General features: G+C 64.1%; 32 protein-coding genes and 1 pseudogene. 31 read left to right on the top strand and 2 right to left on the bottom strand.

The window, feature by feature from the left end; all coding sequences use genetic code 11:
- Positions 1 to 107: 107 nt before the first annotated feature.
- Positions 108 to 1,079 (top strand): annotated as a pseudogene (locus NKH70_RS23595) (DUF7146 domain-containing protein); the annotation flags it as partial.
- Positions 1,080 to 1,421: 342 nt separating this feature from the next.
- Positions 1,422 to 2,348: a DUF2493 domain-containing protein gene (locus tag NKH70_RS23590; protein WP_353026169.1), complete on the top strand. Its 927-nt coding sequence runs from the start codon at positions 1,422 to 1,424 to the stop codon at positions 2,346 to 2,348.
- Here NKH70_RS23590 and NKH70_RS23585 read toward each other — a convergent pair.
- Positions 2,321 to 2,716, bottom strand: a complete 396-nt coding sequence (locus NKH70_RS23585) for a hypothetical protein (RefSeq protein WP_353026167.1) — start codon at positions 2,714 to 2,716, stop codon at positions 2,321 to 2,323. The two genes, NKH70_RS23590 and NKH70_RS23585, sit on opposite strands and share 28 nt — an antisense overlap.
- Before the next feature lie 351 nt (positions 2,717 to 3,067).
- Between NKH70_RS23585 and NKH70_RS23580 the strand changes: the two genes are divergently transcribed.
- The 19 genes from NKH70_RS23580 (at position 3,068) to NKH70_RS23490 (ending at position 16,326) form a co-directional block, all read left to right on the top strand.
- On the top strand, positions 3,068 to 3,235 hold the full coding sequence (locus NKH70_RS23580; RefSeq protein ID WP_008877981.1) for a hypothetical protein: 168 nt from the start codon (positions 3,068 to 3,070) through the stop codon (positions 3,233 to 3,235).
- A 132-nt stretch (positions 3,236 to 3,367) separates the two neighbouring features.
- On the top strand, positions 3,368 to 3,808 hold the full coding sequence (locus tag NKH70_RS23575) for a hypothetical protein (protein ID WP_353026166.1): 441 nt from the start codon (positions 3,368 to 3,370) through the stop codon (positions 3,806 to 3,808).
- Between the two features lie 617 nt (positions 3,809 to 4,425).
- The gene (locus NKH70_RS23570; protein WP_352946795.1) at positions 4,426 to 4,752 is read left to right on the top strand and encodes a DUF736 domain-containing protein; all 327 of its coding nucleotides are present in this window, start codon (positions 4,426 to 4,428) and stop codon (positions 4,750 to 4,752) included.
- A gap of 174 nt (positions 4,753 to 4,926) precedes the next feature.
- Positions 4,927 to 5,187, top strand: coding sequence for a DNA -binding domain-containing protein (locus tag NKH70_RS23565; RefSeq protein ID WP_352946792.1), 261 nt, complete (start codon positions 4,927 to 4,929; stop codon positions 5,185 to 5,187).
- A gap of 135 nt (positions 5,188 to 5,322) precedes the next feature.
- Complete coding sequence (locus NKH70_RS23560; protein ID WP_353026164.1) at positions 5,323 to 5,571, top strand: transcriptional regulator domain-containing protein; 249 nt, start codon at positions 5,323 to 5,325, stop codon at positions 5,569 to 5,571.
- The gene (locus tag NKH70_RS23555; RefSeq protein ID WP_353026162.1) at positions 5,543 to 6,088 is read left to right on the top strand and encodes a DUF2285 domain-containing protein; all 546 of its coding nucleotides are present in this window, start codon (positions 5,543 to 5,545) and stop codon (positions 6,086 to 6,088) included. Before NKH70_RS23560 ends, NKH70_RS23555 begins: the two co-directional genes overlap by 29 nt.
- A 140-nt stretch (positions 6,089 to 6,228) precedes the next feature.
- Entirely contained in the window at positions 6,229 to 6,510 is a 282-nt protein-coding gene (locus NKH70_RS23550) for a helix-turn-helix transcriptional regulator (RefSeq protein ID WP_353026161.1), read from the top strand.
- An 18-nt stretch (positions 6,511 to 6,528) separates the two neighbouring features.
- Positions 6,529 to 7,689: a replication initiator protein A gene (locus NKH70_RS23545; RefSeq protein WP_353026159.1), complete on the top strand. Its 1,161-nt coding sequence runs from the start codon at positions 6,529 to 6,531 to the stop codon at positions 7,687 to 7,689.
- Complete coding sequence (locus NKH70_RS23540; RefSeq protein ID WP_352946779.1) at positions 7,686 to 7,919, top strand: hypothetical protein; 234 nt, start codon at positions 7,686 to 7,688, stop codon at positions 7,917 to 7,919. Before NKH70_RS23545 ends, NKH70_RS23540 begins: the two co-directional genes overlap by 4 nt.
- Positions 7,916 to 8,437, top strand: a complete 522-nt coding sequence (locus NKH70_RS23535) for a DUF2840 domain-containing protein (protein ID WP_353026158.1) — start codon at positions 7,916 to 7,918, stop codon at positions 8,435 to 8,437. The genes NKH70_RS23540 and NKH70_RS23535 overlap by 4 nt, the downstream gene beginning before the upstream one ends.
- Positions 8,434 to 8,979: a S26 family signal peptidase gene (locus NKH70_RS23530; protein WP_353026156.1), complete on the top strand. Its 546-nt coding sequence runs from the start codon at positions 8,434 to 8,436 to the stop codon at positions 8,977 to 8,979. Before NKH70_RS23535 ends, NKH70_RS23530 begins: the two co-directional genes overlap by 4 nt.
- Before the next feature lie 70 nt (positions 8,980 to 9,049).
- Entirely contained in the window at positions 9,050 to 9,385 is a 336-nt protein-coding gene (locus NKH70_RS23525) for a DUF736 domain-containing protein (RefSeq protein ID WP_353026155.1), read from the top strand.
- A gap of 3 nt (positions 9,386 to 9,388) precedes the next feature.
- Positions 9,389 to 10,162, top strand: coding sequence for a lytic transglycosylase domain-containing protein (locus NKH70_RS23520; RefSeq protein ID WP_353026153.1), 774 nt, complete (start codon positions 9,389 to 9,391; stop codon positions 10,160 to 10,162).
- A 244-nt stretch (positions 10,163 to 10,406) separates the two neighbouring features.
- A complete protein-coding gene (locus NKH70_RS23515) occupies positions 10,407 to 12,146 on the top strand; it encodes a relaxase/mobilization nuclease domain-containing protein (RefSeq protein WP_353026152.1) in 1,740 nt (579 codons plus the stop codon).
- Between the two features lie 27 nt (positions 12,147 to 12,173).
- Positions 12,174 to 14,159, top strand: coding sequence for a conjugal transfer protein TraG (locus tag NKH70_RS23510; RefSeq protein ID WP_353026151.1), 1,986 nt, complete (start codon positions 12,174 to 12,176; stop codon positions 14,157 to 14,159).
- Positions 14,160 to 14,166: 7 nt separating this feature from the next.
- Positions 14,167 to 14,622 carry a ribbon-helix-helix protein, CopG family gene (locus NKH70_RS23505; protein ID WP_353026150.1) on the top strand — a complete coding sequence of 152 codons (456 nt, stop codon included), beginning with the start codon at positions 14,167 to 14,169 and terminating at the stop codon, positions 14,620 to 14,622.
- Positions 14,623 to 14,958: 336 nt separating this feature from the next.
- Positions 14,959 to 15,333, top strand: a complete 375-nt coding sequence (locus NKH70_RS23500; protein ID WP_353026148.1) for a type II toxin-antitoxin system RelE/ParE family toxin — start codon at positions 14,959 to 14,961, stop codon at positions 15,331 to 15,333.
- Positions 15,330 to 15,647 carry a helix-turn-helix domain-containing protein gene (locus NKH70_RS23495; protein ID WP_006338687.1) on the top strand — a complete coding sequence of 106 codons (318 nt, stop codon included), beginning with the start codon at positions 15,330 to 15,332 and terminating at the stop codon, positions 15,645 to 15,647. The genes NKH70_RS23500 and NKH70_RS23495 overlap by 4 nt, the downstream gene beginning before the upstream one ends.
- A gap of 382 nt (positions 15,648 to 16,029) precedes the next feature.
- A complete protein-coding gene (locus NKH70_RS23490; protein ID WP_353026147.1) occupies positions 16,030 to 16,326 on the top strand; it encodes a hypothetical protein in 297 nt (98 codons plus the stop codon).
- 22 nt (positions 16,327 to 16,348) lie between these two features.
- Here NKH70_RS23490 and NKH70_RS23485 read toward each other — a convergent pair whose 3' ends face one another.
- The gene (locus tag NKH70_RS23485) at positions 16,349 to 16,834 is read right to left on the bottom strand and encodes a hypothetical protein (RefSeq protein ID WP_352791374.1); all 486 of its coding nucleotides are present in this window, start codon (positions 16,832 to 16,834) and stop codon (positions 16,349 to 16,351) included.
- A gap of 273 nt (positions 16,835 to 17,107) precedes the next feature.
- Here NKH70_RS23485 and trbB point away from each other — a divergent pair, with 273 nt between their 5' ends.
- Genes trbB through NKH70_RS23435 form a run of 10 tightly spaced genes read left to right on the top strand, consistent with a single transcriptional unit; the run spans position 17,108 to position 26,816 of the window.
- On the top strand, positions 17,108 to 18,124 hold the full coding sequence (gene trbB / locus NKH70_RS23480; protein ID WP_353026145.1) for a P-type conjugative transfer ATPase TrbB: 1,017 nt from the start codon (positions 17,108 to 17,110) through the stop codon (positions 18,122 to 18,124).
- Positions 18,125 to 18,159: 35 nt separating this feature from the next.
- Positions 18,160 to 18,453 carry a TrbC/VirB2 family type IV secretion system protein gene (locus tag NKH70_RS23475; protein WP_245466354.1) on the top strand — a complete coding sequence of 98 codons (294 nt, stop codon included), beginning with the start codon at positions 18,160 to 18,162 and terminating at the stop codon, positions 18,451 to 18,453.
- A complete protein-coding gene (locus NKH70_RS23470) occupies positions 18,453 to 18,752 on the top strand; it encodes a VirB3 family type IV secretion system protein (protein ID WP_353026144.1) in 300 nt (99 codons plus the stop codon). The genes NKH70_RS23475 and NKH70_RS23470 overlap by 1 nt, the downstream gene beginning before the upstream one ends.
- Before the next feature lie 14 nt (positions 18,753 to 18,766).
- A complete protein-coding gene (gene trbE, locus NKH70_RS23465) occupies positions 18,767 to 21,220 on the top strand; it encodes a conjugal transfer protein TrbE (protein ID WP_353026142.1) in 2,454 nt (817 codons plus the stop codon).
- On the top strand, positions 21,217 to 21,975 hold the full coding sequence (gene trbJ / locus NKH70_RS23460; protein ID WP_353026141.1) for a P-type conjugative transfer protein TrbJ: 759 nt from the start codon (positions 21,217 to 21,219) through the stop codon (positions 21,973 to 21,975). Before trbE ends, trbJ begins: the two co-directional genes overlap by 4 nt.
- Before the next feature lie 10 nt (positions 21,976 to 21,985).
- The gene (gene trbK-alt / locus NKH70_RS23455) at positions 21,986 to 22,381 is read left to right on the top strand and encodes a putative entry exclusion protein TrbK-alt (RefSeq protein WP_353026139.1); all 396 of its coding nucleotides are present in this window, start codon (positions 21,986 to 21,988) and stop codon (positions 22,379 to 22,381) included.
- Position 22,382: 1 nt separating this feature from the next.
- Entirely contained in the window at positions 22,383 to 23,744 is a 1,362-nt protein-coding gene (trbL, locus tag NKH70_RS23450) for a P-type conjugative transfer protein TrbL (RefSeq protein ID WP_353026138.1), read from the top strand.
- Positions 23,745 to 23,746: 2 nt separating this feature from the next.
- Positions 23,747 to 24,430: a conjugal transfer protein TrbF gene (trbF, locus tag NKH70_RS23445; protein WP_353026136.1), complete on the top strand. Its 684-nt coding sequence runs from the start codon at positions 23,747 to 23,749 to the stop codon at positions 24,428 to 24,430.
- On the top strand, positions 24,427 to 25,566 hold the full coding sequence (gene trbG, locus NKH70_RS23440; RefSeq protein ID WP_353026134.1) for a P-type conjugative transfer protein TrbG: 1,140 nt from the start codon (positions 24,427 to 24,429) through the stop codon (positions 25,564 to 25,566). The genes trbF and trbG overlap by 4 nt, the downstream gene beginning before the upstream one ends.
- On the top strand, positions 25,563 to 26,816 hold the full coding sequence (locus NKH70_RS23435) for a TraB/TrbI/VirB10 family type IV secretion system protein (RefSeq protein WP_353026132.1): 1,254 nt from the start codon (positions 25,563 to 25,565) through the stop codon (positions 26,814 to 26,816). Before trbG ends, NKH70_RS23435 begins: the two co-directional genes overlap by 4 nt.
- The last annotated feature ends 1 nt before the right edge of the window (position 26,817 follow it).

The following is a 26,817-nucleotide window of genomic DNA, read 5'->3' as shown; positions in this document are numbered from 1 at the left end:
CCCCCCCGCCCCCTCCCCTCGACTAGGCCCCCGCCCCCCCACTCCCCCCCCCCCCCCCCCCCCCCCCCCCCCCCCCCCCCCCCCCCCCCCGCGCTGGGGGCCCCCCCCGCCACTACCTCTCCAATGGCCGCCGCCAGGGCAACTATTGGACCGTCGGCGACGTCCGCAACGCGCCGGGTCGCTCGATGTTCGTTCGTCTGCGGCCATCCCCGAAGGGACCGCCAGGCAAATGGACCGACGCCGCTACCGGCGAGCATGGCGACCTGCTCGATGTCATTCGCGAATCCCTCGGACTGGTCAACTTCCGGGACGTCGCCGACGAGGCGCGTGTGTTTCTCGCTATGCCAGATGCCATGCCACCCCGACCGGCCAAGCCGATCACGCAGGTCCCCATTGGATCTCCGGAAGCGGCTAGCCGACTGGTCGCCATGTCGAAGCCCATTATCGGCACCCTCGTGGAAACGTATTTGCGTGGACGTAGCATTACGACTTTGTACGACACCGGATCGTTGCGGTTCCATCCGCGCTGCTACTACCGGCCCGACGATCATGGACCGACCGAGACCTGGCCGGCGATGATTGCCGCCGTTACCAATCTGGATGGACATCTGACTGGCGCTCACCGCACCTGGCTCGCACCGGACGGCGCCGGCAAGGCACCCGTCGACACGCCGCGTCGGGCAATGGGTGACCTTCTCGGTAACGCCGTCCGCTTCGGCGTACCCGGCAGCGTCATGGCGGCAGGCGAAGGCATCGAGACGACGCTATCGCTCAGATGCGCCTTGCCCGACATGGCGATGGCTGCGGCACTCTCGGCAGCCCATCTTGCCGCCATCCTGTTCCCTCGGAACCTGCGGCGGCTCTATGTCATCCGCGACAACGATCCGGCCGGTGACGGTGCCAGAGACAGCCTGATGGAGCGCGCGACGGACGCCGGAATCGAGGCGATCGTGCTGTCGCCAGAGAGGGAGGACTTCAACGACGACCTCCACCATTTCGGACTTGCCGCCTTCCGTGCCTCGATTGCGGACCAGCTCATGCGCAAAGATCGCATCCGCTATCTGACACAGGCGGCATGAGCCGTGAGGGGAAGCGCGCAGCGCACCGTGCCGGCTGCACCGCATGGATGAGTGACCCGCCGGCAGAGAGCCGCGACCCGGCCTTCGAGAGGGCGATCGGGCCCGCGAACTGGCCGGCCAGGCAATGGCGGCGGCCGACTATTTTCCGGCGGCGCGCGACTGCTCGCGAATGGCAGCGATTGGTCGCGGCGCCTTTCCATCGCGATGCAAAATAGCCGGCCGCCGCCATCCTCCGCTGCGCTCCGGCCCTCCGCTTCGCTGCGGGTGTCGGGCCAACCCGCCCGTGGGCTCTCGTCGCCATGAAGGCCGCGAGGGTCGCGGTCAAACCGACGGGAGCATCCCATGGCCGAGCACGACGACACCGAACCGCACCACGCCGCTTCGCCGACCGATCACATCCTCACCGAGCTCCAGCTCTATGGCTGGCGCCCATTTGCTGACGAGCCCGATCCGCGACCGCTCCCCGGTGGTGACCACGTGGCCGGAGCCGTGGCCGACATCTTTGACGCCCTCATCGCCACCCTGGCCGACACGCGCCTCGAACCCGACCTCGATGACCTCCTCTGGTCCGTCACCAATGTCTTCCACCGCGCCGTGCTGCGGATCGAGCGGCAACTGGACGACAACGAGCAGGCCCAGCGCCGCCTGCAGCGCGAAAAGGACGGCACCGAGATCAAGGCGGTCGAAATGGAGAACCTCACCGCCCAGGGCCAGACCATGATCGAACGGCGCGACGCCTTCGAGTTGATGCGTGACCAGGCCGCCGACCACTACGATCAGCAGACCGGCTCGGCGTGGCGACCGCGCGCGGGGTCGATGGTCAACCACCATCATCTCACCGCCGCAATGATCGATAGCCGCGACTTCCTCGCAGCCAGGCGGTGCGCCAAAACCGAGGTCATGTTGCCCGCCGGCCCCAAGATCGCCTTCTCCGGCGGCGATGCCGCCGATCACGAGCTGATCTGGGCAAAGCTCGACCAAATCCGCGCCAAGCACCCCGATATGGTGCTGATGCACGGCGGATCACCGAAAGGGGCCGAAACGATCGCCGCCCGCTGGGCCGATCATCGGAAGGTGCCGCAGGTCGCCTTCAAGCCCGACTGGAGCAAACATGCCAAGGCCGCTCCCTTTAAGCGCAACGACCAGATGTTGGCGGTCATGCCGATCGGCGTCATCATCTTTCCGGGCACCGGCATTCAGGAGAACCTCGCCGACAAGGCCCGCAAGCTTGGCATTCCGGTCTATCGGCTCGGCAACGGCGGCGCGTAAGCGCCGCCGGTACCTACCGGCCTAACAAATACCCGGGTAGGCATGGCATGCTTCAAGCCATGTCGCTCGTATCCTTTCCCCAAAGTTTCACGCCGGACATCGCGCTCGCCGACACCTTCTTGCGCAATGCCGCCGCGCATCTCGATGGTGCTGACTGGGCGGCGGATCGAGGCACGCACAATGCGGCCCTTCACGCCGTCGCCATCGCCATTGAATTGCTCCTGAAGTCGCATCTCCTCAGAACAGCGACCAATGATCGCTGGAACCGCCGCCATATCAGGCACGATCTCGACAAGGCGGCTCGTTACGCCGAGAGAGCTGGATTGGGCCTGCCACCACAACTGCACAGCGTCATCGCCCAGCTTCATCCTCATTTTCAGCGTGGCGACTTCCAACGGGACCCAGCGTGTTCATGGCCGTCCGGTTTCTCGCTTGACGCCCGCCACATCGCGCGGCGGCTTGCTCAGACTCTCATGGAACATCAGCGTCGCGCCAACGACGCCCGCTGCTCCTGACTTGAAGATGACCGCACCCCGCGATCCATTGCGCTGATCCTTGGTCCTGCCGACGGCCTGAAGCCATCAACCCGCAAGGGGTCGGACTACGCGAAGCGTGCCGCCGCTGCGGCTTCACCTTCGCGGTGATTGCGGCCATCGGCCGAACACATCGGGCGCCTGTCAGCGGGGGAGGGTCCTCCGCTTCAAGCAGGAGCCGGGTCGATGTCCTTCGCCGACGCACATGCATTCGCCTTCAGCCTCGCCGCCACTCTCATGGTCACCATCGTCATCTTTCGTGCCGGCGACGGCACTCTCTCGGTCGTGCCGGCAAACGAGTATGACGGCGATGACACCGCCATCATCGGCGAAATCGACCCGTTCGCTCCTTGACGGGGGAACATTGCCGCTGGCGAAACAGATCTTCGAGTTTTCGCCAGTGGTTTTCGTTGCTATGCTCTGCACTGCGCCGAGGTGGTGGTGGAAGGCGCAATCGCCAGAGCTATTTCTCTCGGAGACACCACCATGATCATCCTCGGCATTCTCCTTTGCATCGCGGCCATCGGCATCTTGTGCTGGTTGCTCTTCACGCTTGCTATCTTCGCCCTCCCGTTGTTCGTCGGCGTCAGCGCAGGTACGTGGGCATTCAACACCGGCGCCGGCTGGCTTGGCGCGATCCTCGTCGGCATCCTCGCAGCCGGGTTGACGCTCGGCGTCGGCCAAATGTTCCTCGGCGTTGTTCGTCCTACGTGGGCGAAGCTGGCGATCACGCTGGTCTTCGTCGCGCCTGCGATCGTTGCCGGCTACCATGCCACCCATGGCTTCGCGAAGCACATGATACCTTCGGAGATCTGGCAGATCGCCTTTTCCGTCATTGGCGCGACCGCCGTCGGCATCACGGCATATCTCCGGGTCGCGGGCATGACAGCCGCCGACCAATCCGGCAGGGACGTGGTTCGAGCCTAGACCCGCGTGAGCGAGGCGGGTGGACCAGACCGACGAAGGCCCGGCCTCCTCATTATCGGTGGTTGGAGCAAATCGGGCTAGATGCCAAGCATCGAGCAACGGCCACGTGCGGCGCGGCCTCGTTTGTGGCCTTGAACTCTGTTCGGTCGATGCTGCAAGGCAGGTCCGGCCATTCGGTGGCAGGACGGCAGCGCGACCGGTGACGGGGGCGTTGCAGGTGCACCGCATCTGGTGCCTGGAATGCGTGGGCGATGCCAATGAAGCTCGTAGCGATCCGCTGGCGGCGCATTGGACGCCAACGTCTCCGTTGCCAATCCGTCCCAAGAGCGCTCCAAACGGCCTCTTCAATGGGCTGATCTGGCCGAAGGACGGCTGAAGCCTCGACCGCCTAGGCCGCAACGGCGCGTCCGACTTTCTTCCCCTGCCGGCGCCCACCCCATTGCCGCAAGCGGATGGGGACCCCGAGCGCCGCCATTCCTCGCGAGACAAGAAAGCCGTTCCTGCGCCGTCCTCCGCGTTGCTCCGGTCGCAAGCGATGCGTCGTCGGTCGCCTCCGGCCACCCGATCGCCATCGAGGCCGCATGGTGCGGGCTCGGAACAGAAAACGGAGACTTACAATGGCTACCATCGGCACCTTCAAGAAGTCCGCCTCGAACGAATTCACCGGCGAAATCGTCACCCTCAGCGTCCAGGCCAAGAACGTGCGCATCGTCCCAGACATCCGCGCCACTGGCGAGAACGCTCCCAGCCACCGGGTGCTGGTCGGCCGCGCCGAGATCGGCGCCGCATGGTCGAAGACCTCCAACGAGGGCCGCGACTACCTCGGTCTCAAGCTCGACGATCCGAGCTTCAACGCCCCGATCTACGCCAACCTCTTCGACGACGAGGAAGGTGAGGGTTTCTCGCTCATCTGGTCCCGCCCGAGCGCGCGGCGAGGCGACTGAGGACCCGCGCAGGCCCCGGCCGGAAGGCCGGGGCCTTCTTCCGCGGACGGTCCGGTTCGATTCACCCAAGCCGAGAGCGATGCCGAAACCGCATCGCCTGATGCTTATCAGCTATCCTCCGTCGGCGCTGTTGTTTCTATAAAATGCTTTCACTCTGTGAAGACGAGGCAAGCGATGATCGAGCCGTTTGACGAAACCGCGCCGACCAGTGACGAACTCACCGAATACGATCGGGAACACGTCAAGCTCTATATGCGCCTGCTTGACGCCGCCGACGACGGCGCGGACTGGCGCGAGGTGGTCGAAATCCTCTTCGGCATTGATCTGACGAAGGAGCCACAACGCGCCCGGCGCATCCATGACAGCCATCTGGCGCGAGCGCGCTGGATGGCGCGTGCAGGCTACCGTTATCTCTTGCGTCGACCCGGCAACTAGCACCACAGCGCCTGTGGTTTCGCGGGTGATGCCGAAGTGGCATCACCCGATGCCCGGCAAGGGTCTTCCGCCAATCGCTACAACCCGGAATCGTTTGGAGGCGGGGTCTACGCGTTTTTTGCGAGGAGCTCTTGGATGAGGCCGGATACGTCGCATTGGCGAGACAATGACAGCTACGATTATTTCGATACTTTACCCATCGAAGGGCTCGCCTGGGAGTGTCTGAGGCGTCACGAACCCTATCAACGGCACTACCAAGCGCTCCTGACCACAAGAGCTGAAAACGCACCCTTCCACCCTGAGGCACAGCGGCAGTGGGGGTTGCGATTTTCCGGCCAGGCCGGATTTGTCCGCCTTGGCGCAGGACGTTCTGTGGTCGCCTGACGTCGACCCAGCTGTGGTTTCTCTCGTGCCGGCGCCGGAATTCCTGTCGTCCTTGCGATCGGCGCCTTTGACCGGCCTGGGCGTGCTCCACGACAGCCCGGAAGGACGCCACACTGTCCATAGTGCAGGTGTCGTCACTCAACTTCTCCTTCTGCCCGGTAGTGAGCCGCACGGCCATCTGGCGGCGTTGATCCCCTTGGATGCAGAAACGTTGGGACGGATCGAAGCACTCACCCGTTTCTGGCGTTCCTTGCAGGGGCGCCCCACACCTTCGGACACGCGGATGACCCCGCAGCAGCGCCGCCGCTTTCGACTGATGATACAGGCCGCTGACGGCCACTCGAATGGCGCTAGCTACCGCGACATTGCGATCGCCCTTTACGGGTTTAAGCGCGTCGCCGCCGATCCTTGGAAAACCTCCGCGCTGCGCGATGCGGTGATCGGTCTCGTCGAAGGCGCCACCGCCATGATCGGCGGCGGCTATTTGCAAATCCTGCGTCATCGCCGTCGATCCTAGCGGGTCTGGCCGCGCAAAAGGGGTGGAGTTTTAGCCCCCCTCAACTTCCCCATCCCTGACGAAGCTTACTCTCCGCCACCGTGGTCTCCGTCCACCGCTGAACGCCAGCGGCTGCCCAAAACCCCACGGAGGCTCGACCCATGCGACCCGATATCGCCGTTTTGCCGCCGCGCTTCCTGCGCACCAAGGAAGCCGCGGATTTCCTCAGCCTGTCCGCCCGCACGCTCGAAAAGCACCGGACCTATGGCACTGGTCCTTCCTACCGCAAGCTCGGCGGCCGTGTCGTCTATGCCGTCGACGATCTTCAGGCCTGGGCCGAACGCGGCGCCGTCACCTCTACATCCGATCCGCGTGGGTCGGTCCTGCCCGCCAAGCGGCACACACCGGTGCCGCCGGCGCATGGCGGACGATACGCACGCTGACCGCGCGCGGATTTCCAAATGGTGGCGCGAAACCAATCCCTTTCGGAGCGCGGGCAGCTCGACCTGTTCCAGGCGCTGCCTGGCGAATTCGCCCCACGAGACGCGCAGGATCTCATGGCCTATCCATTCTTCTCCCTTTCCAAGACCCATCGCATCACCCCGATCGATTTTGCCGCCGGCAACGTCACGATCCGGGTCGAAGCCGTACCCGATCATGGCATGGCAACCATCTGGGATGCCGACATCCTGATCTGGGCCGCGAGCCAGATCGTCGAGGCGCGCGACGCCGGCCTTCGCACCTCGCGCCTGATGGCCGCCACTCCCTATGAGATCCTCATGTTCGTTGGCCGCGGCAAGAGCCTTCGCGACTATCAGCGCCTGAAGGCGGCGCTTGACCGGCTTCAGTCGACCACCGTCTCGACGACCATCCGTCAGCCCGCCGAAGGCCGGCGTCACCGCTTTTCATGGATCAATGAGTGGCAGGAGCGCATCGACCGCCATGGTAAACCCGCGGGGATCGAGTTGATCGTTCCCGACTGGTTCTACCAGGCGGTCCTCGATGATGCGCTCGTGCTGACGATTGATCGCACCTATTTCGACCTGACTGGCGGGCTGGAGCGCTGGCTCTATCGGCTGGTGCGCAAGCATGGCGGACGCCAGCGCGACGGCTGGCGCTTCGACTTCCGTCACCTTCACCAGAAATCCGGCAGCCTGTCGCCCTACAAGCGCTTTGCCTTCGAGCTGCGCGACATCATCCGCCGCCAGCCGCTGCCCGGCTACACCCTTGCGCTGGAAGTGGAGATTGGCGGCCGGGTTCTGCTTGCCTTCGAGCGGATCGGCTCCTGTGGAAAGCCTGTGGACGGCCTCGTGCTATCGGGAACCGGACCTATCGTGCCATCGGGAACCGCAGGCTCGTGCTATCAGGAACCCAAACGGGGCCTAACCTCCAGAAAGCAAAACCGAAATCGCGCCCTTAACTTAGAATCTAACCAAGATTCTAACTTTGAAGAGCGCGCGCGCAATGTGCAGAGGCTCATCCGACGAACCAGCGACGCACTCAGCATAGACACCGACAAGACCTCGAATGGGCCATCGGTTTCTGGCGGCAGCAGCACGGCAACCATCGGCTCCGAAGTCCCGAATCCGCCTCTTGATCCGCGCCCGGGAGCCACCCGATGATCGCCGCACTGCTCAATCAAAAGAGCCGTGTCGGCAAGGCAACTTTGACGCTGCATCTCGCCGGTGAATTGACCTCCAAGGGAAATCAGTTCGCGACCTTGGTCGTGCGCCCGACCACCGACATGACGACTCAGGAGCGCGACCGCATCGCCGCCTTCGAGCACGACGTCATCGTCGCCAACACTCGGCGCGAGATGCTCGTCCCAGCAACATTAGGAGAACCCTCATGACTGGCATCGCGGCTCCCCGCATGCGCGGCACGTTCCCGGCCACGCACCACGCTACCGACAATCTCATCCATGTCGAACTGACCTGGGTCGAGAAGAGGATTGAGAACTGGATACGGTTCGGCACGCACGCCCACGAACAGATCGTCGATCGTCGCCGGCGCATCCTGTCCTATCGTCCCGGCGCGGTCTTCGCCTTCGTGCGCTGGGCGGCGAACGATTTTGGAACGATCATCTCACGTGTCGACATCGTGCGTGCGGTCGCGTCTGGCGAACACTATCAGACACTGCCCTTCGTGCGCCCCGGAGGCGACATCCTCCTGAAGGTCGAGAGCTGGCCCAAGGTCGAACGCGTGCTGCAGGCGATCGATGCCATCCAGCGCCTCGACATCGAGCCTGAGTTGGTGTCGCCCGATCATTGGCGGCACATCCACAACCGGATAACCGCCGGCCACGCGCCGCGCCGCTACACACTCGACCAACATCGCGCGTTCCTGCTGCGCAAGAGGACCGAGCCGTGACGCGCGCCGGGATCATCCTCGCTAGCGTTCTCGCAACCATGGGCGTCGGTTATCCCGGCCTCACTTCGATGCCCACGAAGCTCATCTGGAATGCGTCAGCTAGCGCACCGATCGGCTTCTACACGATCGACTTCGACGGACCCTTCGAGGTCACCGATCTTGTCGCCGTCGACGCGCCCGAACCACTCGCGGCGTTCCTCGCCGATCGCCATTATCTGCCGAAGGGCGCGCCGCTCTTGAAGCACATCCTTGGCATGTCCGGGCAACGTGTCTGTCGCTCGAACCTCACCATCACTGTCGATGGTATCGAGGCGGGCGTGGCGTTGAAGCGTGATCGGGCCGGCCGCGACCTGCCGGTCTGGCAGGGCTGCCGCCGCATCGCGAGCGACGAAGTGTTCCTGATGAACCGGCAGGTCCGCGACAGCCTCGACGGACGCTACTTCGGCCTCCTTCCCACCAGCCAGATCATCGGACGCGCCGTCCCACTGTGGACAGACGAGGACGGCAACGGCCGCTTCGAATGGCGCGCGCCAACGCGGTGAGCGCGCGACCGGCGGCGCGCGTCGTGCCGCCAGCCCTCATCACCGCACCACTCCAAAACAGGAGCCTGACATGCAGCAGATCGGAGAATTCACGCGCCAGAAGACTGGCTATAGCGGGCGCATCCACACGCTCAGCCTCAACCTCGATGTCGCCATTGTGGCGGCAGAGGCGAGCGATACGGAGAATGCGCCTGACTACCGCGTTCACGCCGGAAGCGAGGACGGTCCCGAGATCGGCGCGGGCTGGAAACGCTCCAGCGAAAAGGCCGGAGACTATCTCTCGATCCAGCTCGACGACCCGACCTTCGCGCAGCCGATACGCGCGAACCTCTTTCGCAACGGCGACGACAAGACGTCCTGGTCGCTGCACTGGTCGCGCCCGCGCGATCGCAGCGAGAAGGATTGAACGATGCGCGCTCGCCGTCCGTCGACGAGCCATCGCGGTGCGCCCGGGCCGCTTCGTGCTGCCCGGCGCATCGCTCTGCTCCTCCTTTGCGGCCTGTCCATCGCGACCGTCATGCCGGCGGCGACAGTGGCGCAGGACTTGGGCGTCCCACGGTCGTCCCAACGCGATCCGTTTGGCGTGCATATCACAGAAGCCTCGCACCGCTTCGGCGTTCCGACCGCGTTGATACGCGCCATCATGCGCAAGGAGAGTGCGGGCGATGTGCGCGCTGTGTCCAGCGCAGGCGCCCGCGGCTTGATGCAGATCATGCCCGGCACATGGGATGATCTGCGTGCCCGCTGGTCGCTCGGCCACGATCCGTTCGATGCCCGGGACAACATCCTGGCAGGAACTGCGTACCTGCGCGAACTGCACGATCGCTTCGGCTCACCGGGGTTTCTGGCCGCCTACAACGCTGGACCCGCACGCTACGAAGCCTACCTCGCTGGGCGTCCGTTACCGGACGAGACCCGCGCCTATGTCGCGACGCTCGCCCCGCTGATCGGTGAAAGCGAGGGTATGCGCCCTTTCGCCGTTACGTCTGTCGAGGCCATTCCGTGGAATCATGCCTCGCTCTTTGCAGGCCAGCCGAGTCGCCAACAGGCTGTCGCTCTCGTGCCGACCGAGCGACCACCAAATGACGTGATCTCCGCACGCACCACGCGGGATATCTCTGCCATCGTGCCGCTGTCCGAAGGCCTCTTCGTGGCGTGGTCAGACGAAGGGATCCGGCCATGAGCGCGCCTGGGCGTTTTCGCGCAACCGCAAGCTCCAGCGCACCGTGGCGTGAAGGGAGGCGGAAGGTGCGCAGGACAACCGGAAGATGGCGAGATAAAAGGCCGCGAGGTGCGGCGTCGATCGGTTGTGTTGTTTCAAGAGGTTATGCAGTATTTCCGCGAGGTGCGAAGGTTTCGCGCACCTCGCCGAAACACCGTTTTCCCCGTGATTTCCGTGCCTTGGCTCGATGTGCGGGGTCTTCGCTATGACCAGCGAGGATGGCTTCCGAATCCGGCCTGGACGTATCCGCTCGCCCAGTGCCCAGCGCGCCAGGCCCTTCATCGCGCAGGCGCTTGCCGCCGCCCAGAAGGCCGGCGCCCGCATCTCTCGCTCCGGCCGGATCAGTGCGGGCAATCGCTCGACGTTCGGGCGTGGCCGCTCGGCGAGCGTGCGCGCCAATCGTCTCCTCACCGGCCGCTCTCGCGCCGTGATCATCAAGACACGGCTGGTGCATCATCACGCGCGCGCCGCGCCGCTTGCCGCCCATCTCACCTATCTGCGCCGCGAGGGCGTCACCCGTGACGGGGAGAAGGCAAGGCTGTTCGGGCCGGAGACCGGTGAGGTGGATGGGGGTGCTTTCGCCGAGTGGTGCGGCGATGATCGCCACCACTTTCGCTTCATCGTCTCGCCGGAAGATGCTGTAGACATGGCGGACCTCAAAGCCTTCGCCCGCGATCTAATGGGCCAGATGGAAAAGGACCTCGGCACAAAGCTCGATTGGGCCGGCGTCGATCACTGGAACACCGACAACCCGCACCTTCACATCATCCTGCGCGGTCGCACTGATGACGGGCAGGATCTCGTGATCTCCCGCGATTACATCAAGGAGGGAATGCGCGCCCGCGCCGCCGATCTCGTTACCCAGGAACTCGGCCCGCGCACAGATCTCGACATCCGCCGCAATCTGCAGCGCCAGGTCGAGGCCGAACGCTGGACCCAGCTTGACCGGCAGCTTGTTCGCGATGGCCGCGACACAGGCGTTGTCGATCTTGCGTCCCCGACGAACGCCCAGCCCGACGAGTATCACGTGCTGAAGGTCGGGCGGGTGCGCAAGCTCCAAACCCTCGGCCTTGCCGAACAGGTCGGCCCGGGCCAGTGGATCATCGACGACAAGGCCGAGGCGACGCTGCGCGAGCTTGGCGAACGCGGTGACATCATCAAGCGGATGCACCGCGCCCTGACCGAAAAGGGCATCGAGCGCGGCTCGGCGACCTATGTGCTGGCGGCGGAGCGCCTCGACACACCGATCGTGGGTCGGCTGGTCGACCGCGGTCTCGATGATGAGCTGAAGGGCAGCGCCTACGCCGTGGTCGATGGCACCGACGGTCGCACACATCACATCAAGCTGTCCGATCTCGATGCCGCCGGCGACAGCGCTCCGGGTTCGATCGTCGAGCTGCGCAAGTTCCATGACGCGCAGGGACATTCGCGCGCAGCACTTGCCGTCCGTTCCGATCTCGATATTGAGCGGCAGGTTTCCGCCGCCGGCGCGACCTGGCTTGACCGTCAGAATATCGCCCGCGAACCGATTGCGCTGTCGGAAGGCGGCTTCGGCGCCGAGGTGCGGCAGGCAATGCAGCGCCGCGCCGACCACCTCGTCGAACAGGGCCTCGGCGAGCGGCAGGGCCAACGCATCAGCTTTACGCGCAATCTGATCGACACGCTGCGTCGCCGCGAGTTGGAGGCGCTCAGTGAAAAGCTCTCGGCCGAAACCGGCCAGCCTTTCAACCGCACCCGCGGCGGCGAATATGTCACGGGTTCCTACCGGCAGCGCTTCACGCTCGCGTCGGGCCGCTTCGCCATGATCGATGACGGCCTGGGTTTCCAGCTGGTGCCTTGGACGCCGTCTCTCGAAAAGCATCTTGGCCGCCACGTCTCTGGCGTTGCTCGCAATGACGGCGGCATCGACTGGAGCTTCGGCCGCAAGCGAGGCCTCGGCCTCTAACCTCACGTTGAAGAAAGGACCGTGACTATGTCCGCCACCAAGATTCTCTGGGGCCAGATCCTCGCGGTCTTGATGATCGTGCTGATCACCACCTGGAGCGCGACACAATGGGTGGCCTGGCGCCTGGATTTCCAGCCCGAGCTCGGCAGGCCATGGTTCCATGTCCTGGGTTTTCCGTTCTACCTTCCGCCGTCCTTCTTCTGGTGGTGGTATGGCTTCGATGCTTACGCGCCGTCGATCTTCGTGGAGGGAGCCTTTATCGCGGCGTCGGGCGGTTTCGCGTCCGTCGCCGTCGCCATCGGCATGTCGGTATGGCGGGCTCGCGAGGCCAAGAAGGTCGAGACCTACGGCTCCGCCCGGTGGGCAGACAAGCAGGAGGTCAAGGCATCTGGCCTTCTCGGCTCCGATGGAGTGGTGCTTGGGCGGTTTGACGGCGCCTATCTGCGCCACGACGGACCGGAGCACGTGCTGTGCTTCGCGCCCACACGTTCGGGCAAGGGTGTCGGCCTCGTCGTCCCGTCACTGCTGACCTGGCCGGGCTCAGCCGTCGTTCACGATATCAAGGGCGAGAATTGGCAGCTCACCGCGGGCTTCCGCGCCAGGCATGGCCGTGTCTTGCTGTTCGATCCAACCAATTCGAGATCCTCGTCCTACAACCCGCTGCTTGAGGTGCGTCGCGGCGAATGGGAGGTCCGCGATGTTCAAAACATCGCCGATATCCTGGTCGATCCTGAAGGCTCGCTCGAGCGGCGAAATCATTGGGAGAAAACCAGCCATGCCCTTCTGGTCGGCGCGATCCTGCATGTCCTCTACGCCGAGCACGACAAGACGCTTGCCGGCGTTGCCGGTTTCCTCTCCGATCCAAAGCGTCCGATCGAATCGACGCTGTCCGCGATGATGAAAACTGCGCATCTGGGTGAAGCGGGTCCGCACCCGGTCATCGCCAGCGCCGCGCGGGAGCTCTTGAACAAATCAGACAACGAGCGCTCGGGCGTGCTGTCCACCGCCATGTCGTTCCTCGGCCTCTATCGCGATCCTGTCGTGGCCGAGGTCACGCGCCGCTGCGACTGGCGCATCACCGACCTTGTCGACGACGACCATCCGACGACACTCTACCTCGTCGTACCGCCGTCCGACATCAACCGGACCAAGCCGCTCATTCGCCTGATCCTCAATCAGATCGGTCGCCGCTTGACTGAAGATCTGCAGGTGAGGGCCAAAGGGCACCGGCTGCTCCTGATGCTCGACGAGTTCCCGGCGCTTGGCCGCCTCGACTTTTTTGAGTCGGCGCTCGCCTTCATGGCCGGCTACGGCCTGAAAAGCTTCCTGATCGCTCAATCCCTCAATCAGATCGAGAGGGCGTACGGCGCCAACAATTCGATCCTCGACAACTGCCATGTCCGGGTAAGCTTTGCCACCAATGACGAGCGCACCGCCAAGCGCGTGTCCGACGCTCTGGGAACAGCAACCGAGATGAGGGCCATGAGGAACTATGCCGGCCACCGGCTGTCGCCGTGGCTCGGTCATCTCATGGTGTCCCGTTCGGAGACGGCTCGTCCGCTGCTCACACCTGGTGAGGTGATGCAACTCGCGTCCACCGACGAGATTGTCATGGTTTCGGGTGCGCCGCCGATCCGCGCCAAAAAGGCGCGCTATCATGAGGATGCTCGCTTCCGGGAGCGTATCCTGCCGCCGCCGGTGCTTACGGCGGCGGCGGAGGAGGGGAGGCCCGACGACTGGACCAGACTGCCTCTGCCTTCCCGTCCGGAGATTGCCGAAGCCATGTCGGCGCCGTCGGCCACGGATGACGACACGACTGATTCCGAGCGTCGTCGGCAACCCGAGCTTAGTCGCGTCGAGCAGGTCGTGAAGCCTTCGACCGAGAACGAATTCGAGATCGATCACCTGGATGACGTGGAGGACGAGGTTGCCCGCAACCGTCGACTGACGCGCCTGATGCAGGGCATTGCGCGGCAGGCGTCGCTCGACCCCGGCGACGGCGTGGATATGTGAGGCTCCCATGATAAAGGCACCCCGCAAACAACGTCTGTCCGTCTATCTCGATCCGAAGGTCATGAGCAGGCTGGCCGAACATGCGGCGCGACGAGATCTTTCACGATCACTCGTTGCCGAGGCGGCCATCGAGTCGTTCCTCTCGCCCGATGCCGCCGAGCGCCAGGAGGCGGCGATCACCAAGCGGCTCGATCAACTCGATCGCCGAATGGCACGCCAGGAGCGCGATCTCGGGATTGCCGTGGAGACGCTCGCTGTTTTCGTCCGCTTCTGGCTGGCGACAACACCAGCGTTGCCCGAGCCCGCGGCACAGGCAGCCCACGCCAAGGCTGGCGAGCGCTATGATGCCTTCGTCACCGCGCTCGGCCGGCGCCTGGCGAGAGGTCCAAAGCTTCGGCAGGAGATCTCCGAGGACATCGATGGCGGTCTGGACACAAACCAGCCCGGCACGCCCGCGCGCTAAATGGACTGGCGGACCGAGATTTCGCAAGCATCAATATGTAAAATATATCAAAGCGTTGGAACGATATGTTGTCATGGAACGCGATTTGCCAACCTGTCGGGTTTGGCAGACGAGAACTAGACAGCCGCAGGGTGGGGTCGCTGATACCGGAACCATGTTGGGCGCGAAATCCGCAAATTAAGATCCGTGATTGCATGAGGGACCACCCCTTCATGAGCTTCTATGATCACTTGGAAAAAACAGCCGTCTGAGCCGAATCAGTTCTTTTTCAGGGGCTGAACGGTGTCAGGATTTTCGTTGAAAATTATAGTCTGTATGCTATAAAGCAAAGGGCGAATGAGAAACCAAAAGCCCACGATATGGATGGGGTCGTCGAAGGACGACCTGCGCGAGTTTCCGGTCGAGGTTCGCCGGTTGATGGGTGTCGCAATCAACGACGCCCAGAATGGTGAGGAGCACCCGGCTGTCAAAGCCCTGAAAGGGTTTGGGGGCCGCAGCATCCTTGAGGTGGTCGACGACTTCGACGGAGATACCTACCGGGCCGTCTACACAATCCGTTTCGCTGGTGTCATCTACGTGCTTCATTGCTTCCAGAAGAAGTCGAAGAAGGGCAGGGAGACGCCCAAGCACGAAATCGATCTCGTCACAGTGCGATTGAAGGCGGCCGAGGCGCATTATCGCGAAAACTATGGGAAAGGAACAAATTCATGACAGAAGATATTACCGCCGAAGTGAGCAGCGGCAACGTGTTTGCGGACCTCGGCTTTGACAATCCCGAAGAGGAATTGCTCAAGGCCAAGCTGGCCCGCGAGATCCGCGCCATTATCAAGCGCCGGCGCCTGACCCAGGCGAAGTCGGCTGAACTGCTTGGAATGAAACAGCCCGACGTCTCCGCGATCGCCACCGGACGCACCGGTAAGTTTTCAATAGACAGGCTGGTTCGCTGTTTGGACCGGCTCGACTACAAGGTTGACGTGGTGGTTCGCCACAAGCCTCGACGGTCAACTCGTGCTGAAGCCGCTTGATCAGACGGCTTTGCCGACGAGCGGACAATTAATTTTCCAGGTTTGGATGGGCGCCACCGCGACCAGGACGGTAGGATAAGAAAGCACGGGAACACGAACGTGGACACCCTTCGTCAGACCTAAGCGGTCATCTTAATCTCCCACCTGTGATAAGGGATACTGACCCGGGACTCCGGCCCGCGGGCGGGCTAGAGGTGCGCGGCAAGCTCGCGTTTCAGTGCTTGGATTGCATCTGCGAAATTCCTGCGTATCCTGCTTTTGCGCATGTGAGCATAAGGTGGCGCCTGGCGCCCTGTTTGGCCACCACACTAAGAACCACCGTCGGGATGGCGACCGACAGGCTGATGTCACGGAACGCCACTCCAAGAAGGATGATCCTCTCATGGATTCCAATGCCATCATTACGTCCCTGCCAGTCGCCGGGGCTGACCGATTTGTGCTGATTGAGGCCGCTAACGCCGCGTTCGAGGCCGTCATTGAGCGGATTGAACCGAACAACGAGGAGCTGACCCGAAGCCTTTGGGATGCCGGCGATTACATCGACAATAGCCTGTTCACAGACCTCAAACTGCCGATGCCACGGGACGAGGTTGCGTATTATATCGATGTATTCCTGGTACATCATGTCATTGGTCTGGCGGTTGAGGCAGACAGAGAGGCCGCCGAACCGCAGCCTTGAACGCCGCAAGGCGATAATCAGCTCAGACCTTGTCAGTTGCGGCCGCGTCAGCCTGTTGCACCGTTCTTAAGGATGGCGCGATCAAAAAGGTAACCTTTACCGCCACCTCTTCGAGGGTGGCGGTAAGCCGGTTGATCTGCGAGGTGGTTGCCGCCAGTTCCGGGCCGTAGCGGGTGACGAGATATTCCCGGTTCTGGCTGAGGGACTGAAGATGATTGGCGGTTTTCGCGCGAAGGCGCAGCCCCACTTCCAGGGCGCGCTCCGTACGCTCCGCCAAGTTGTGCTGCATCTTCCGGATTTGATTGGGATTGTGCCCGCGGTGGAGCAAAAGCGCGGTCAGATAGAGTTCGATCGCGTGGATGGCGGAGAGTCTGAACGGCGCCCGAGTAAGCGGCTTGCCTGATCGGCCGAGCTGAAGGAGCAGGGCTGCCGCCTTGCGGTACTCTTCGGCCAGTTCATGGATCTGCTGCGGGGAGGCCAGCTCTCCCGGATAGTTGGGTTCTGTCATCACCATTTACGCAATGTAGAGGGTTACCGGTTGCGGTAGTAAGCATCTCACGCCAACCCAACATCAGCAAATGTTGTCCTAGCTCAGCGCTCTCTGGAACGGATGTGCCTCAAGGTCGTCAGCTTTGATTGCCAGGCGGCACCGCCGATCTCCTGTATTTGCACGCTACGCCACTATGCCTCGACATAGGTGTTGAAACCACTCGAGATGTGGCTCTCTTAATCATCCCCGTCCGGGGATCGCTCATGTCCCCCGGATCGAAACGGGGACAGGATGGCAGCTTCCCATCACAATTCAGAAGGTCTGGCGCGCGGCGCACGCATGTTGCGCACTGCGCTCGGACCTGCGATCGCGAGCTATCTCGACGACGCGGGCGTCGTTGAAGTGATGCTCAACCCCGATGGGCGCTTGTGGATCGACCGGTTGTCCGACGGGTTGTCCTACACAGGAGAGCGTCTATCGGCGGCGGACGGCGAGCGCATCGTTCGACTCGTCGCTCATCATGTCGGTGCCGAAGTCCATGCCAGCGCCCCACGCGTCTCGGCCGAGCTGCCCGAGACGGGGGAGCGGTTCGAAGGGCTTCTTCCTCCCGTCGTCGCGGCGCCCGCCTTCGCGATCCGCAAGCCCGCCGTCGCCATCTTCACCCTCGAAGATTATGTCGCGACCGGAATCATGTCGGCGCAACAGGCGGACGCGCTGCGCGAGGGCGTTGCCACCCGCGCGAACATCCTCATTGCAGGCGGAACATCCACCGGCAAGACGACGCTGATCAACGCGCTGCTCGCTGAAGTGGCCAAGACCGCCGATCGCGTCGTGATCATCGAGGATACGCGGGAACTGCAATGCGCCGCGCCGAATCTCGTGGCGATGCGCACGAAAGACGGCGTCGCATCGCTCTCCGATCTCGTTCGTTCATCGCTGCGCCTGCGCCCCGACCGCATTCCGGTCGGCGAAGTGCGCGGAGCCGAGGCGCTCGAGCTGCTCAAGGCCTGGGGCACCGGCCACCCCGGCGGCCTCGGCACGATCCACGCCGGCAGCGCCATCGGCGCGCTCCGGCGGATGGAGCAACTCATCCAGGAAGCCGTCGTCACCGTCCCCCGCGCGCTGATCGCCGAAACGATCGACCTGGTTGCCGTCCTTTCCGGCCGCGGCTCCGCGCGCCGGCTGTCCGAACTCGCCCGCGTCGATGGCCTTCGCCCGAACGGTGATTACCGGGTCGCGCAAGCCGTCATCGAGGGCGACGAGAGCCCGACCTTGCTCATCCAAAGCCACGAAGGAGAAAATCCGTGATCCAACGCCTGCGCCTCGCGCGCCATCGCCTCGCCATGACCGTTTCCGTTCCCACGCTCATCCTGGTGATGGCCGCGCCCGCTTATGCCTCCGGCTCATCGATGCCGTGGGAACAGCCGCTGCAACAGATCCTGCAGTCGATCGAAGGCCCGGTCGCCAAGATCATGGCGGTGATCATTATCATCGTCACGGGCCTGACGCTGGCCTTCGGCGACACGTCGGGCGGCTTCCGCCGGCTCATCCAGATCGTGTTCGGCCTGTCCATCGCTTTCGCGGCGTCGAGCTTCTTCCTGTCGTTCTTCTCGTTCGGCGGCGGAGCGCTGGTCTGATGGCGGGCGCTGTCGAACAGGGCGGCCCAATGCCGGATTATACAGCAGTGCCGGGTTATACGGTCCTCGTGCACCGCGCGCTGACCGAGCCGATCCTGCTCGGCGGCGCCCCGCGCGCCATCGCCATCATGAACGGGACGCTCGCAGGCGCCGTGGGGCTGGGGTTGCGTCTGTGGCTCGTCGGTATCGCCATCTGGGCGATCTGCCATGTTGCCGCCGTCTGGGCGGCCAAGCGCGATCCGCTTTTCGCCGACGTCGTTCGCCGGCACCTGCGCATCCCGGCGCATCTCACGGTCTAAGCGAGGTCGCATCTATGATGAACCTTTCCGAATATCGCAATCGTAGCAGCCGGCTCGCCGACTTCCTGCCCTGGGCGGCATTGGTCGGCCCTGGAATCGTTCTCAACAAGGACGGCAGCTTCCAGCGTACCGCGCGCTTTCGCGGTCCTGATCTCGACAGCGCCGTCCCGGCCGAACTGGTTGCCGTCGCCGGCCGGCTCAACAATGCCTTCCGCCGTCTCGGCTCCGGCTGGGCGATCTTCGTCGAGGCGCAGCGCCATGCCTCGACCAGTTACCCCGACAGCCACTTTCCGGATGCGGCCTCAATGCTGGTCGATGCGGAACGAAAGGCGGGATTCGAGGAGGCTGGCGCGCATTTCGAGTCCAGCTACTTCCTGACGCTCACCTATCTCGCGCCCGCCGAAGACAGTGCGCGTGCGGAAAGCTGGCTCTACGAAGGGCGCCAGAAGAAGGGCCTGGACCCCAATGAGGTACTGACCGGGTTCGCCGATCGCAGCGACCGCGTCCTGCGCCTTGTCGAAGCCTTCATGCCGGAGTGCCGCTGGCTCGATGACTCCGAGACATTGACTTACCTGCATGGCTGCGTCTCGACCAATCGTCACCGTGTCCGCGTTCCCGAAACGCCGATGTATCTCGATGCCATGCTGGCCGACCAGCCACTGACCGGCGGGCTTGAGCCGCGGCTTGGCGCATCGCATCTGCGCGTTCTCACGGTCACGGGGTTCCCGACCGCTACCACGCCGGGTCTGCTCGACGAACTGAACCGGCTGGCCTTCCCGTATCGCTGGTCGACACGCGCGATCCTGCTCGACAAGACCGATGCGACCAGGCTGCTGACAAAGATCCGGCGTCAATGGTTCGCCAAGCGCAAATCGGTCGCGGCGATCCTCAAGGAGGTGATGACCAACGAGGCGTCCGTCCTCGTCGACACCGACGCCGCAAACAAGGCCGCCGATGCCGACATGGCGCTGCAGGAGCTCGGCGCCGACTATGCCGGCATGGCCTATGTCACCGCGACGGTGACGGTGTGGGACGATGATCCCGGAACCGCCGACGAAAAACTACGCATGGTCGAAAAGGCCATCCAGGGCCGCGATTTCACGGCGATCATCGAAACCATCAACGCCGTCGACGCCTGGCTCGGCAGCCTGCCGGGTCATGTCTACGCCAATGTCCGTCAACCTCCCATCTCCACTCTCAATCTCGCCCACATCATCCCGCTTTCCGCTGTGTGGGCGGGCGAGGTGCGGGACGAGCATTTTGCAGCGCCCCCTCTGCTCTTCGGCAAGACCGAAGGCTCGACCCCGTTCCGGCTTTCGCTTCACGTCGGCGACGTCGGCCATACGCTGGTCGTCGGCCCAACCGGCGCCGGCAAGTCCGTGCTGCTGGCGCTGATGGCGCTCCAGTTCCGCCGCTATGCGGGGTCACAGGTTTTCGCCTTCGATTTCGGCGGTTCGATCCGCGCGGCCGCACTCGCCATGGGCGGCGACTGGCATGATCTCGGCGGCGATCTCAGCGATGGGGCAATCGACAGCGTCAGCCTTCAGCCGTTAGCGCGTGTTCATGATGTCCCCGAACGCGCCTGGGCCGCCGACTGGATCGTGGCGATCCTGACGCGTGAGAATGTGACGATCACGCCTGAGATCAAGGAGCATATCTGGACGGCGTTGAGCTCTCTGGCGTCCGCGCCTGTCGAGGAGCGTACCATGACCGGTCTGGTCGTCCTGCTGCAATCAAACGATCTCAAGCAGGCATTGCGCCCCTATTGCGTCGGAGGTCCCTATGGCCGCCTGCTCGATGCGGAGCGCGAGCATCTCGGATCGGCGTCGGTCCAGGCATTCGAAACCGAAGGGCTGATCGGAACGGGTGCTGCGCCCGCGGTCTTGTCCTATCTTTTCCATCGCGTCGAGGACCGGCTCGATGGCTCGCCAACCCTTCTCATCATCGACGAAGGCTGGCTTGCGCTGGACGATGAGGGCTTTGCCGGCCAGCTCCGCGAATGGCTGAAGACGCTGCGCAAGAAGAACGCCAGCGTCATCTTCGCCACGCAGTCGCTCAGCGACATCGATGGTTCGGCGGTCGCGCCTGCGATTATCGAGAGTTGCCAGACCCGGCTTCTGCTGCCCAACGAGCGCGCCATCGAGCCACAGATCACGGCGATCTATCGTCGCTTCGGCCTCAACGACCGGCAGATCGAGATCATCGCGCGGGCGATGCCGAAGCGCGACTATTACTGCCAGTCCCGTCGCGGCAACCGGCTGTTCGAGCTCGGTCTGTCGGATGTGGCGCTCGCACTCTGCGCTGTATCCGCCAAGACCGACCAGGCCGCGATCGCCCACATCCTCGCTGAGCACGGCCGCGACGGTTTCCTCGCAGCCTGGCTGACCCACCGCAATTTGCGATGGGCGGCTGAACTCGTTCCCACCCTGACCAGCCCCGCACTCACCAACAAGGAGAAGTCCCCATGAAAATGCGCCATTCACTTGCCGTGCGGCTCGCTGCTGCCCTGCTTGTCGCTCCCGCCGCGCTCTCGCCCATGCTGGCAACACCCGCACAGGCCTTGATCGTTTTCGATCCCTCGAACTATTCGCAAAACGTCCTGACGGCAGCGCGCTCGCTCGAACAGATCACCAACCAGATCACCTCGCTTCAGAACCAGGCGCAGATGCTCATCAACCAGGCCCGCAATCTCGCAAGCCTGCCGTTCTCCTCCCTGCAACAGCTCCAGCAGTCCGTGCAGCGTACGCAGCAATTGCTCGGTCAAGCGCAGAACGTTGCCTACGACGTGCAGCAGATCGATCAGGCCTTCCAGCAGAAATACGGCAACGTCTCGCTGTCGGCTTCGGACCAGCAACTTGTCGCCGACGCGCGCTCGCGATGGGGCAACACGGTTGGTGGCCTTCAGGATGCCATGCGTGTGCAGGCGGGAGTCGTCGGCAACATCGACACCAATCGCAGTGAGATGTCGGCGCTGGTCGGCCAGAGCCAGGGTGCGACCGGCGCGCTTCAGGCAGCACAGGCCGGCAACCAGCTCCTCGCGCTTCAGGCTCAGCAGCTCGCCGATCTCACCGCTGTCGTCGCCGCGAACGGTCGGGCGCAGGCATTGCAATCGGCCGAGCAGGCCACCGCCGCCGACCAGGGCCGGGAGCAGCGCCGCCGCTTCCTGACGCAGGGCTCGGGCTACCAGCCCGGCAGTGCGCAGATGTTCTATGGCAAGAATTGAGGTCCGCGCGATGGAAGGCAAGCTCCTAGCTCGCATCGGCGCAGTCGTCTTCATCGCGGTCGCTTTGACAGTGACCGCAATCGAGATGAGCAGAAAGGACGATGAGCCTGACGCCCTGGCGACAGGGGACCGTTCCATCGCGCCACAAGATCCGCTCGCGGCCGAATTGCGCCGCTGTTCCGGGATCGGCGAGGCCGGTCCTCGCGATCCCGGTTGTCTGAAAGCGTGGGCAGACAGTCGGCGCCGGTTTCTCGGTCAACGTGACTCGGCAACCGCGCCTGCTCCGGTGGCGCCGACAACGCTGTTTCCGAATGTGCCGGCGTCAGCCGACCGGAAAGAAGGGGAGTCGACGGATGTGACCGCTCCGGCGATGCAGGTCGAGCCGCCCCGGCCGGAGATTCACTGACATGGGCGGTATGGGCGTCATCGACCATTTCCTCGAAGTCTTCACGCGCTACATCGACAGCGGCTTCGGCCTGCTCGGCGGCGAGGTCGGCTTCATCGCCACAACCCTGATCGTCATCGACGTGACGTTGGCTGCGCTCTTCTGGTCCTGGGGTGCGGACGACGACATCATGGCGCGCCTCGTCAAGAAGACCCTGTTCGTCGGCGTCTTCGCCTATCTCATCTCCAACTGGAACAATCTCGCCCGCATCGTCTTCGAGAGCTTCGCCGGGCTTGGCCTGAAGGCCTCGGGTACGGGTTTTACCGTCAACGATCTCATGCGCCCGGGCAAGGTGGCGCAGACCGGGCTCGATGCCGGCCGGCCGTTGCTGGACTCGATCTCGAACCTGATGGGCTATTGGGCCTTCTTCGAGAATTTCATCCAGATCGCCTGCATGTTCTTCGCCTGGGCGCTGGTGCTGCTCGCCTTCTTCATCCTGGCAATCCAGCTCTTCGTCACCTTGATCGAGTTCAAGCTGACGACGCTCGCCGGTTTCGTGCTGATACCCTTCGGTCTGTTCGGCAAGTCTGCCTTCATGGCCGAGCGGGTGCTCGGCAACGTCATCTCGTCCGGCATCAAGGTGCTGGTGCTCGCCGTCATCATCGGCATTGGCTCGACCCTTTTCTCCGAGTTCACCTCGGGATTCGGCGGGACCACGCCGTCGATCGACGACGCCATGGCGATCGTGCTGGCCGCGCTGTCGCTGCTCGGCCTTGGGATCTTTGGACCCGGCATTGCCAACGGTCTCGTCTCCGGCGGTCCGCAGCTCGGCGCGGGTGCGGCGGTCGGCACCGGGCTTGCCGCCGGCGGCATGGCAGCAGTGGGCGCGGCGGCCGCCGGTGCCGTCGTGTCCGGCGGCGCGGCTGTCAGCGGCGGTGCTGCGGCGGCGGCCCGTGGCGGTGCCGCCACCGCGGGCAGGGCATCCACAGGCTACGGCCTCGGCGCCGCCGGACAGTCAGGCTTTTCCAGCGTTGCATCCGGGCTCGGCGGTGTCATCAGCGCCGGTGCCCAAGGTGCCATCTCACCGCTCAAGCGCGCGGCCAATAATGCGGCAGGCAGCATGAAGCAGAGCTACCAGTCCGGCGCTCGCGCTGCCTTCGAGACGACGGGCGGATCATCCACCGCCGGCACAATCGGCGCGAACGCTGCCGAAGCCGACTCCGCTCCCGGCGCGTCCTCCGCAACCGAAAGTCAGCCCGCCTGGGCGAAGCGCATGAAGCGCTCGCAACAGATGACCCATGGCGTCCAGGCCGCCGCTCACGCCGTTCGCAGTGGCGACAGCCATGGCAGCGGCTCCTCGATCAACCTCTCTGAAAGCGACTGAGCATGTTCAAACGACCGTCCACGCACTACGGCAAATCCCCACAACCCGAGACGCCCTACCAGCGCGCTGCCCAGGTCTGGGACGAGCGCATCGGTTCGGCTCGCGTGCAGGCGCGCAATTGGCGCACCATGGCCTTCGGTTGCCTGGCGCTCGCCGCCGGCTTCTCCGCCGCGCTCGTCTGGCAATCCGCCAACGGGTCGATCGTGCCCTGGGTTGTGCAGGTCGATCGTCTCGGGCAGGCGCAGGCTGTGGGGCATGCGATCGCCGACTATCAGCCGAATGATCCGCAGATTGCCTTCTACCTGGCGCACTTCATCGAACAGGTGAGGTCTATCCCCGCCGATCCGGTCATCGTGCGGCAGAACTGGCTGCGCGCCTACGACTTCGCGACGCAGGGCGGGGCGCTGGCTCTCAACGACTATGCGCGCGCCAATGACCCGTTCACCAAGGTCGGCAAACAGCAGATCGCCATCGACGTGTCGTCGGTTATCCGTGCATCGCCGTCGAGCTTCCGCATCGCCTGGGTCGAACGCCGCTATCAGGATGGCTCACTCGCTTCCACGGAGCGCTGGTCCGCCATTCTCACCATTGTCGTCCAGCCCCCGCGCGACGCCGACACGCTGAGGAAGAATCCGCTTGGCATCTACATCAACGCCATCAACTGGTCGAAGGAGCTTGGACAATGACGCCCGCACTCTACAAAGCCGTCCCTCGGGGGTGTCCGGCTTTCCTCATCCATGCAATGCCGGCCTTCCGCAAAATGGCCTTTCCAGGACTTCTGCTTTGCATGTCGGCGCTTGCAGGCTGTGCCACCAGGCAGAAGCCGCCGGAGATTTCCTATGACGATCCGGTCCCGGCCGTGCAGGCCTTCGATCCGCCCCCGCCCGTCAAGGTGGTAGAGCTGTCAAGGCCGCTGCCGCTTCCCGGCCAGTTGAAGCCGGTGGGCAAGGACGCAAAGCCCGAGCCGGAACCAACCGATCCGGCCGCGCGCGTGAACCTGGCCAATGCTGCCGCGCGCGTCCAGCCGGTCCGCAACGGCTTCATCAACTCGATGCAGGTCTATCCGTTCGTCGATGGCGCGCTCTTTCAGGTCTATGCATCGCCGGGGCAGATCACCGACATCGCGCTCCAGCCCGGCGAGCAGCTCGTCGGCTCCGGTCCCGTCGCCGCCGGCGACACCGTGCGCTGGATCATCGGCGATACCGAGAGCGGTACGGGCAGCGCCAAGCAGGTCCACATCCTCGTCAAGCCGACGCGCGCCGATCTTCTCACCAATCTCGTCATCAATACCGATCGGCGTACCTATCACATGGAACTGCGCTCGACGCCGTCGACCTATATGGCGTCGGTTTCCTGGCAATACCCGCAGGACCAACTCATCGCATTGCGCAGGCAGAACCAGCAGGCTGAGGCTGCACAGCCGGTCTCGACAGGCATCGATCTTTCTCGCGTCAATTTCCGCTACGAGGTGACTGGCGATCGCGCACCGTGGCGGCCGTTGCGCGCCTTCGACGATGGCAAGCAGGTGTTCATCGAGTTCCCGCGGGGCATCGGCCAGGGCGAGATGCCGCCGCTCTTCGTGGTCGGGCCGGAAGGCGACACGTCCGAGCTGGTCAACTATCGCGTGCGCGGCAACTACATGATCGTCGACCGGCTGTTTGCCGCCGCCGAGTTGCGCTTCGGCGCCGGCAAGAACCAGCAACGCATCCGCATCTCCCGCACCGATGGGGTGCGGAGCAGTCGATTTTCATGGATGCGTGGCCCTGGTGAGACCCCGCCGGCGACGAACCTCCGAACAGACAGGGGAGGGCCGTCATCATGAGCGACAGATTGGATCCCGGGAAGGAAGAAGGCCTGGGGCCGATTAATGACGCGGAAAGGGCGGAGTCAGCCGAAGATGACGCCCGGCCGTTGACAGGCGAGCCGGCCGCAGCCATGCGGCTGCGCGCCGAGCCGCCGCGCGTGACGCGTCTGTCCCGAAAGGCGCTAACCGGCTTGGGGCTAGTCGCAAGCCTCGCTGTCGGCGGTGCGTTGATCTACGCTCTGCAGAACCGTCAACAAGGCCAGGGTCAGGAGCTGTATTCAACCGACAATCGTTCGACACCCGATGGGCTTGCCGGCCTGCCTAAGGACTATACGGGCGTTCCGAAGCTTGGCCCACCGCTTCCCGGCGATCTCGGCCGTCCGATCCTCAACGCGCAAAATGGCGGCCCCGCGCCATCGACAGGCGCCGTTGGACCGGACCCGGAGCAGCAGCGCCGGGAGCAGGAACTGGAAGCGGCAAGGACCGCGCGTCTGTTCGCGTCCACGCAAACGCGGCCCGCAAGTGACACGGCGGCCGCTCAGCCTGGAACAGGCACGACAGCCACCTCGGCACAGACCGATCTCGCCAGCCTTGGTCTCGCGCCGCAGCCAGCGCCGCCCTCGGTGCAGGACCGGCAGCTTGCGTTCCTCGATCAGCCTCCGGACAAGCGCACCGTCTCCCCGGATCGTGTTGCGGCGCCGCCGTCGAAGAACGTCCTGCAAGCGGGCGCCGTCATCGCAGCCGCGCTCATCACCGGCATTCGCTCCGATCTGCCGGGTCAGATCACCGCGCAGGTGACAGAGAATGTCTATGACAGCCCCACCGGCCACATCCTTCTCATTCCGCAGGGGACGCGCCTCATCGGCCAGTATGACAATGGCGTCGGCTTCGGCCAGCGTCGCGTGTTGCTGGTATGGACCAGACTGGTTTTTCCAGACGGCCGCTCCATCGTTCTGGAACGTGAGCCTGGAACGGACGCGGAAGGCTATGCTGGCCTCGAGGATGGCGTCGACTATCACTGGGGCGAGTTGTTTAAGGCTGCCGCGCTCTCCACGGTTCTGAGCATCGGCGCGCAGGCAGGCTCATCAGGCCAGGAGAGCGACATCGTGCGCGCTCTGCGCCAGGGTGCGTCCGACAGCATCAGCCAGACAGGCCAGCAGATCGTCCAGCGACAGCTGAACATAGCGCCGACACTCACCATCCGACCGGGATACCCCGTGCGCGTCATCGTCACGCGCGATCTCGTGCTCGAACCTTACGGAGGCTGAA

It is taken from the genome of Mesorhizobium sp. M0991 (assembly GCF_040318915.1).
In the GTDB taxonomy this organism is placed as follows: Bacteria; Pseudomonadota; Alphaproteobacteria; order Rhizobiales; family Rhizobiaceae; genus Mesorhizobium.
This window is presented reverse-complemented; position numbering and strand designations above follow the sequence as displayed.

Coding starts and splice junctions, on each gene's coding strand:
- trbG (WP_353026134.1), top strand. CDS start 24,427: ATGACGCCCGCACTCTACAAAGCCGTCCCTCGGGGGTGTCCGGCTTTC.
- NKH70_RS23485 (WP_352791374.1), bottom strand. CDS start 16,834: ATGACAGAACCCAACTATCCGGGAGAGCTGGCCTCCCCGCAGCAGATC.
- NKH70_RS23500 (WP_353026148.1), top strand. CDS start 14,959: ATGAGAAACCAAAAGCCCACGATATGGATGGGGTCGTCGAAGGACGAC.
- NKH70_RS23560 (WP_353026164.1), top strand. CDS start 5,323: ATGAGGCCGGATACGTCGCATTGGCGAGACAATGACAGCTACGATTAT.
- trbE (WP_353026142.1), top strand. CDS start 18,767: ATGATGAACCTTTCCGAATATCGCAATCGTAGCAGCCGGCTCGCCGAC.
- NKH70_RS23535 (WP_353026158.1), top strand. CDS start 7,916: ATGACTGGCATCGCGGCTCCCCGCATGCGCGGCACGTTCCCGGCCACG.
- NKH70_RS23590 (WP_353026169.1), top strand. CDS start 1,422: ATGGCCGAGCACGACGACACCGAACCGCACCACGCCGCTTCGCCGACC.
- NKH70_RS23545 (WP_353026159.1), top strand. CDS start 6,529: ATGGTGGCGCGAAACCAATCCCTTTCGGAGCGCGGGCAGCTCGACCTG.
- NKH70_RS23570 (WP_352946795.1), top strand. CDS start 4,426: ATGGCTACCATCGGCACCTTCAAGAAGTCCGCCTCGAACGAATTCACC.
- NKH70_RS23565 (WP_352946792.1), top strand. CDS start 4,927: ATGATCGAGCCGTTTGACGAAACCGCGCCGACCAGTGACGAACTCACC.
- NKH70_RS23510 (WP_353026151.1), top strand. CDS start 12,174: ATGTCCGCCACCAAGATTCTCTGGGGCCAGATCCTCGCGGTCTTGATG.
- NKH70_RS23475 (WP_245466354.1), top strand. CDS start 18,160: ATGACCGTTTCCGTTCCCACGCTCATCCTGGTGATGGCCGCGCCCGCT.
- NKH70_RS23470 (WP_353026144.1), top strand. CDS start 18,453: ATGGCGGGCGCTGTCGAACAGGGCGGCCCAATGCCGGATTATACAGCA.
- trbF (WP_353026136.1), top strand. CDS start 23,747: ATGTTCAAACGACCGTCCACGCACTACGGCAAATCCCCACAACCCGAG.
- trbJ (WP_353026141.1), top strand. CDS start 21,217: ATGAAAATGCGCCATTCACTTGCCGTGCGGCTCGCTGCTGCCCTGCTT.
- NKH70_RS23575 (WP_353026166.1), top strand. CDS start 3,368: ATGATCATCCTCGGCATTCTCCTTTGCATCGCGGCCATCGGCATCTTG.
- NKH70_RS23495 (WP_006338687.1), top strand. CDS start 15,330: ATGACAGAAGATATTACCGCCGAAGTGAGCAGCGGCAACGTGTTTGCG.
- NKH70_RS23525 (WP_353026155.1), top strand. CDS start 9,050: ATGCAGCAGATCGGAGAATTCACGCGCCAGAAGACTGGCTATAGCGGG.
- NKH70_RS23435 (WP_353026132.1), top strand. CDS start 25,563: ATGAGCGACAGATTGGATCCCGGGAAGGAAGAAGGCCTGGGGCCGATT.
- trbB (WP_353026145.1), top strand. CDS start 17,108: ATGGCAGCTTCCCATCACAATTCAGAAGGTCTGGCGCGCGGCGCACGC.
- NKH70_RS23540 (WP_352946779.1), top strand. CDS start 7,686: ATGATCGCCGCACTGCTCAATCAAAAGAGCCGTGTCGGCAAGGCAACT.
- trbL (WP_353026138.1), top strand. CDS start 22,383: ATGGGCGGTATGGGCGTCATCGACCATTTCCTCGAAGTCTTCACGCGC.
- NKH70_RS23490 (WP_353026147.1), top strand. CDS start 16,030: ATGGATTCCAATGCCATCATTACGTCCCTGCCAGTCGCCGGGGCTGAC.
- NKH70_RS23515 (WP_353026152.1), top strand. CDS start 10,407: ATGACCAGCGAGGATGGCTTCCGAATCCGGCCTGGACGTATCCGCTCG.
- NKH70_RS23520 (WP_353026153.1), top strand. CDS start 9,389: ATGCGCGCTCGCCGTCCGTCGACGAGCCATCGCGGTGCGCCCGGGCCG.
- NKH70_RS23505 (WP_353026150.1), top strand. CDS start 14,167: ATGATAAAGGCACCCCGCAAACAACGTCTGTCCGTCTATCTCGATCCG.
- NKH70_RS23585 (WP_353026167.1), bottom strand. CDS start 2,716: ATGAAGCTGGGCGATGACGCTGTGCAGTTGTGGTGGCAGGCCCAATCC.
- NKH70_RS23550 (WP_353026161.1), top strand. CDS start 6,229: ATGCGACCCGATATCGCCGTTTTGCCGCCGCGCTTCCTGCGCACCAAG.
- NKH70_RS23580 (WP_008877981.1), top strand. CDS start 3,068: ATGTCCTTCGCCGACGCACATGCATTCGCCTTCAGCCTCGCCGCCACT.
- trbK-alt (WP_353026139.1), top strand. CDS start 21,986: ATGGAAGGCAAGCTCCTAGCTCGCATCGGCGCAGTCGTCTTCATCGCG.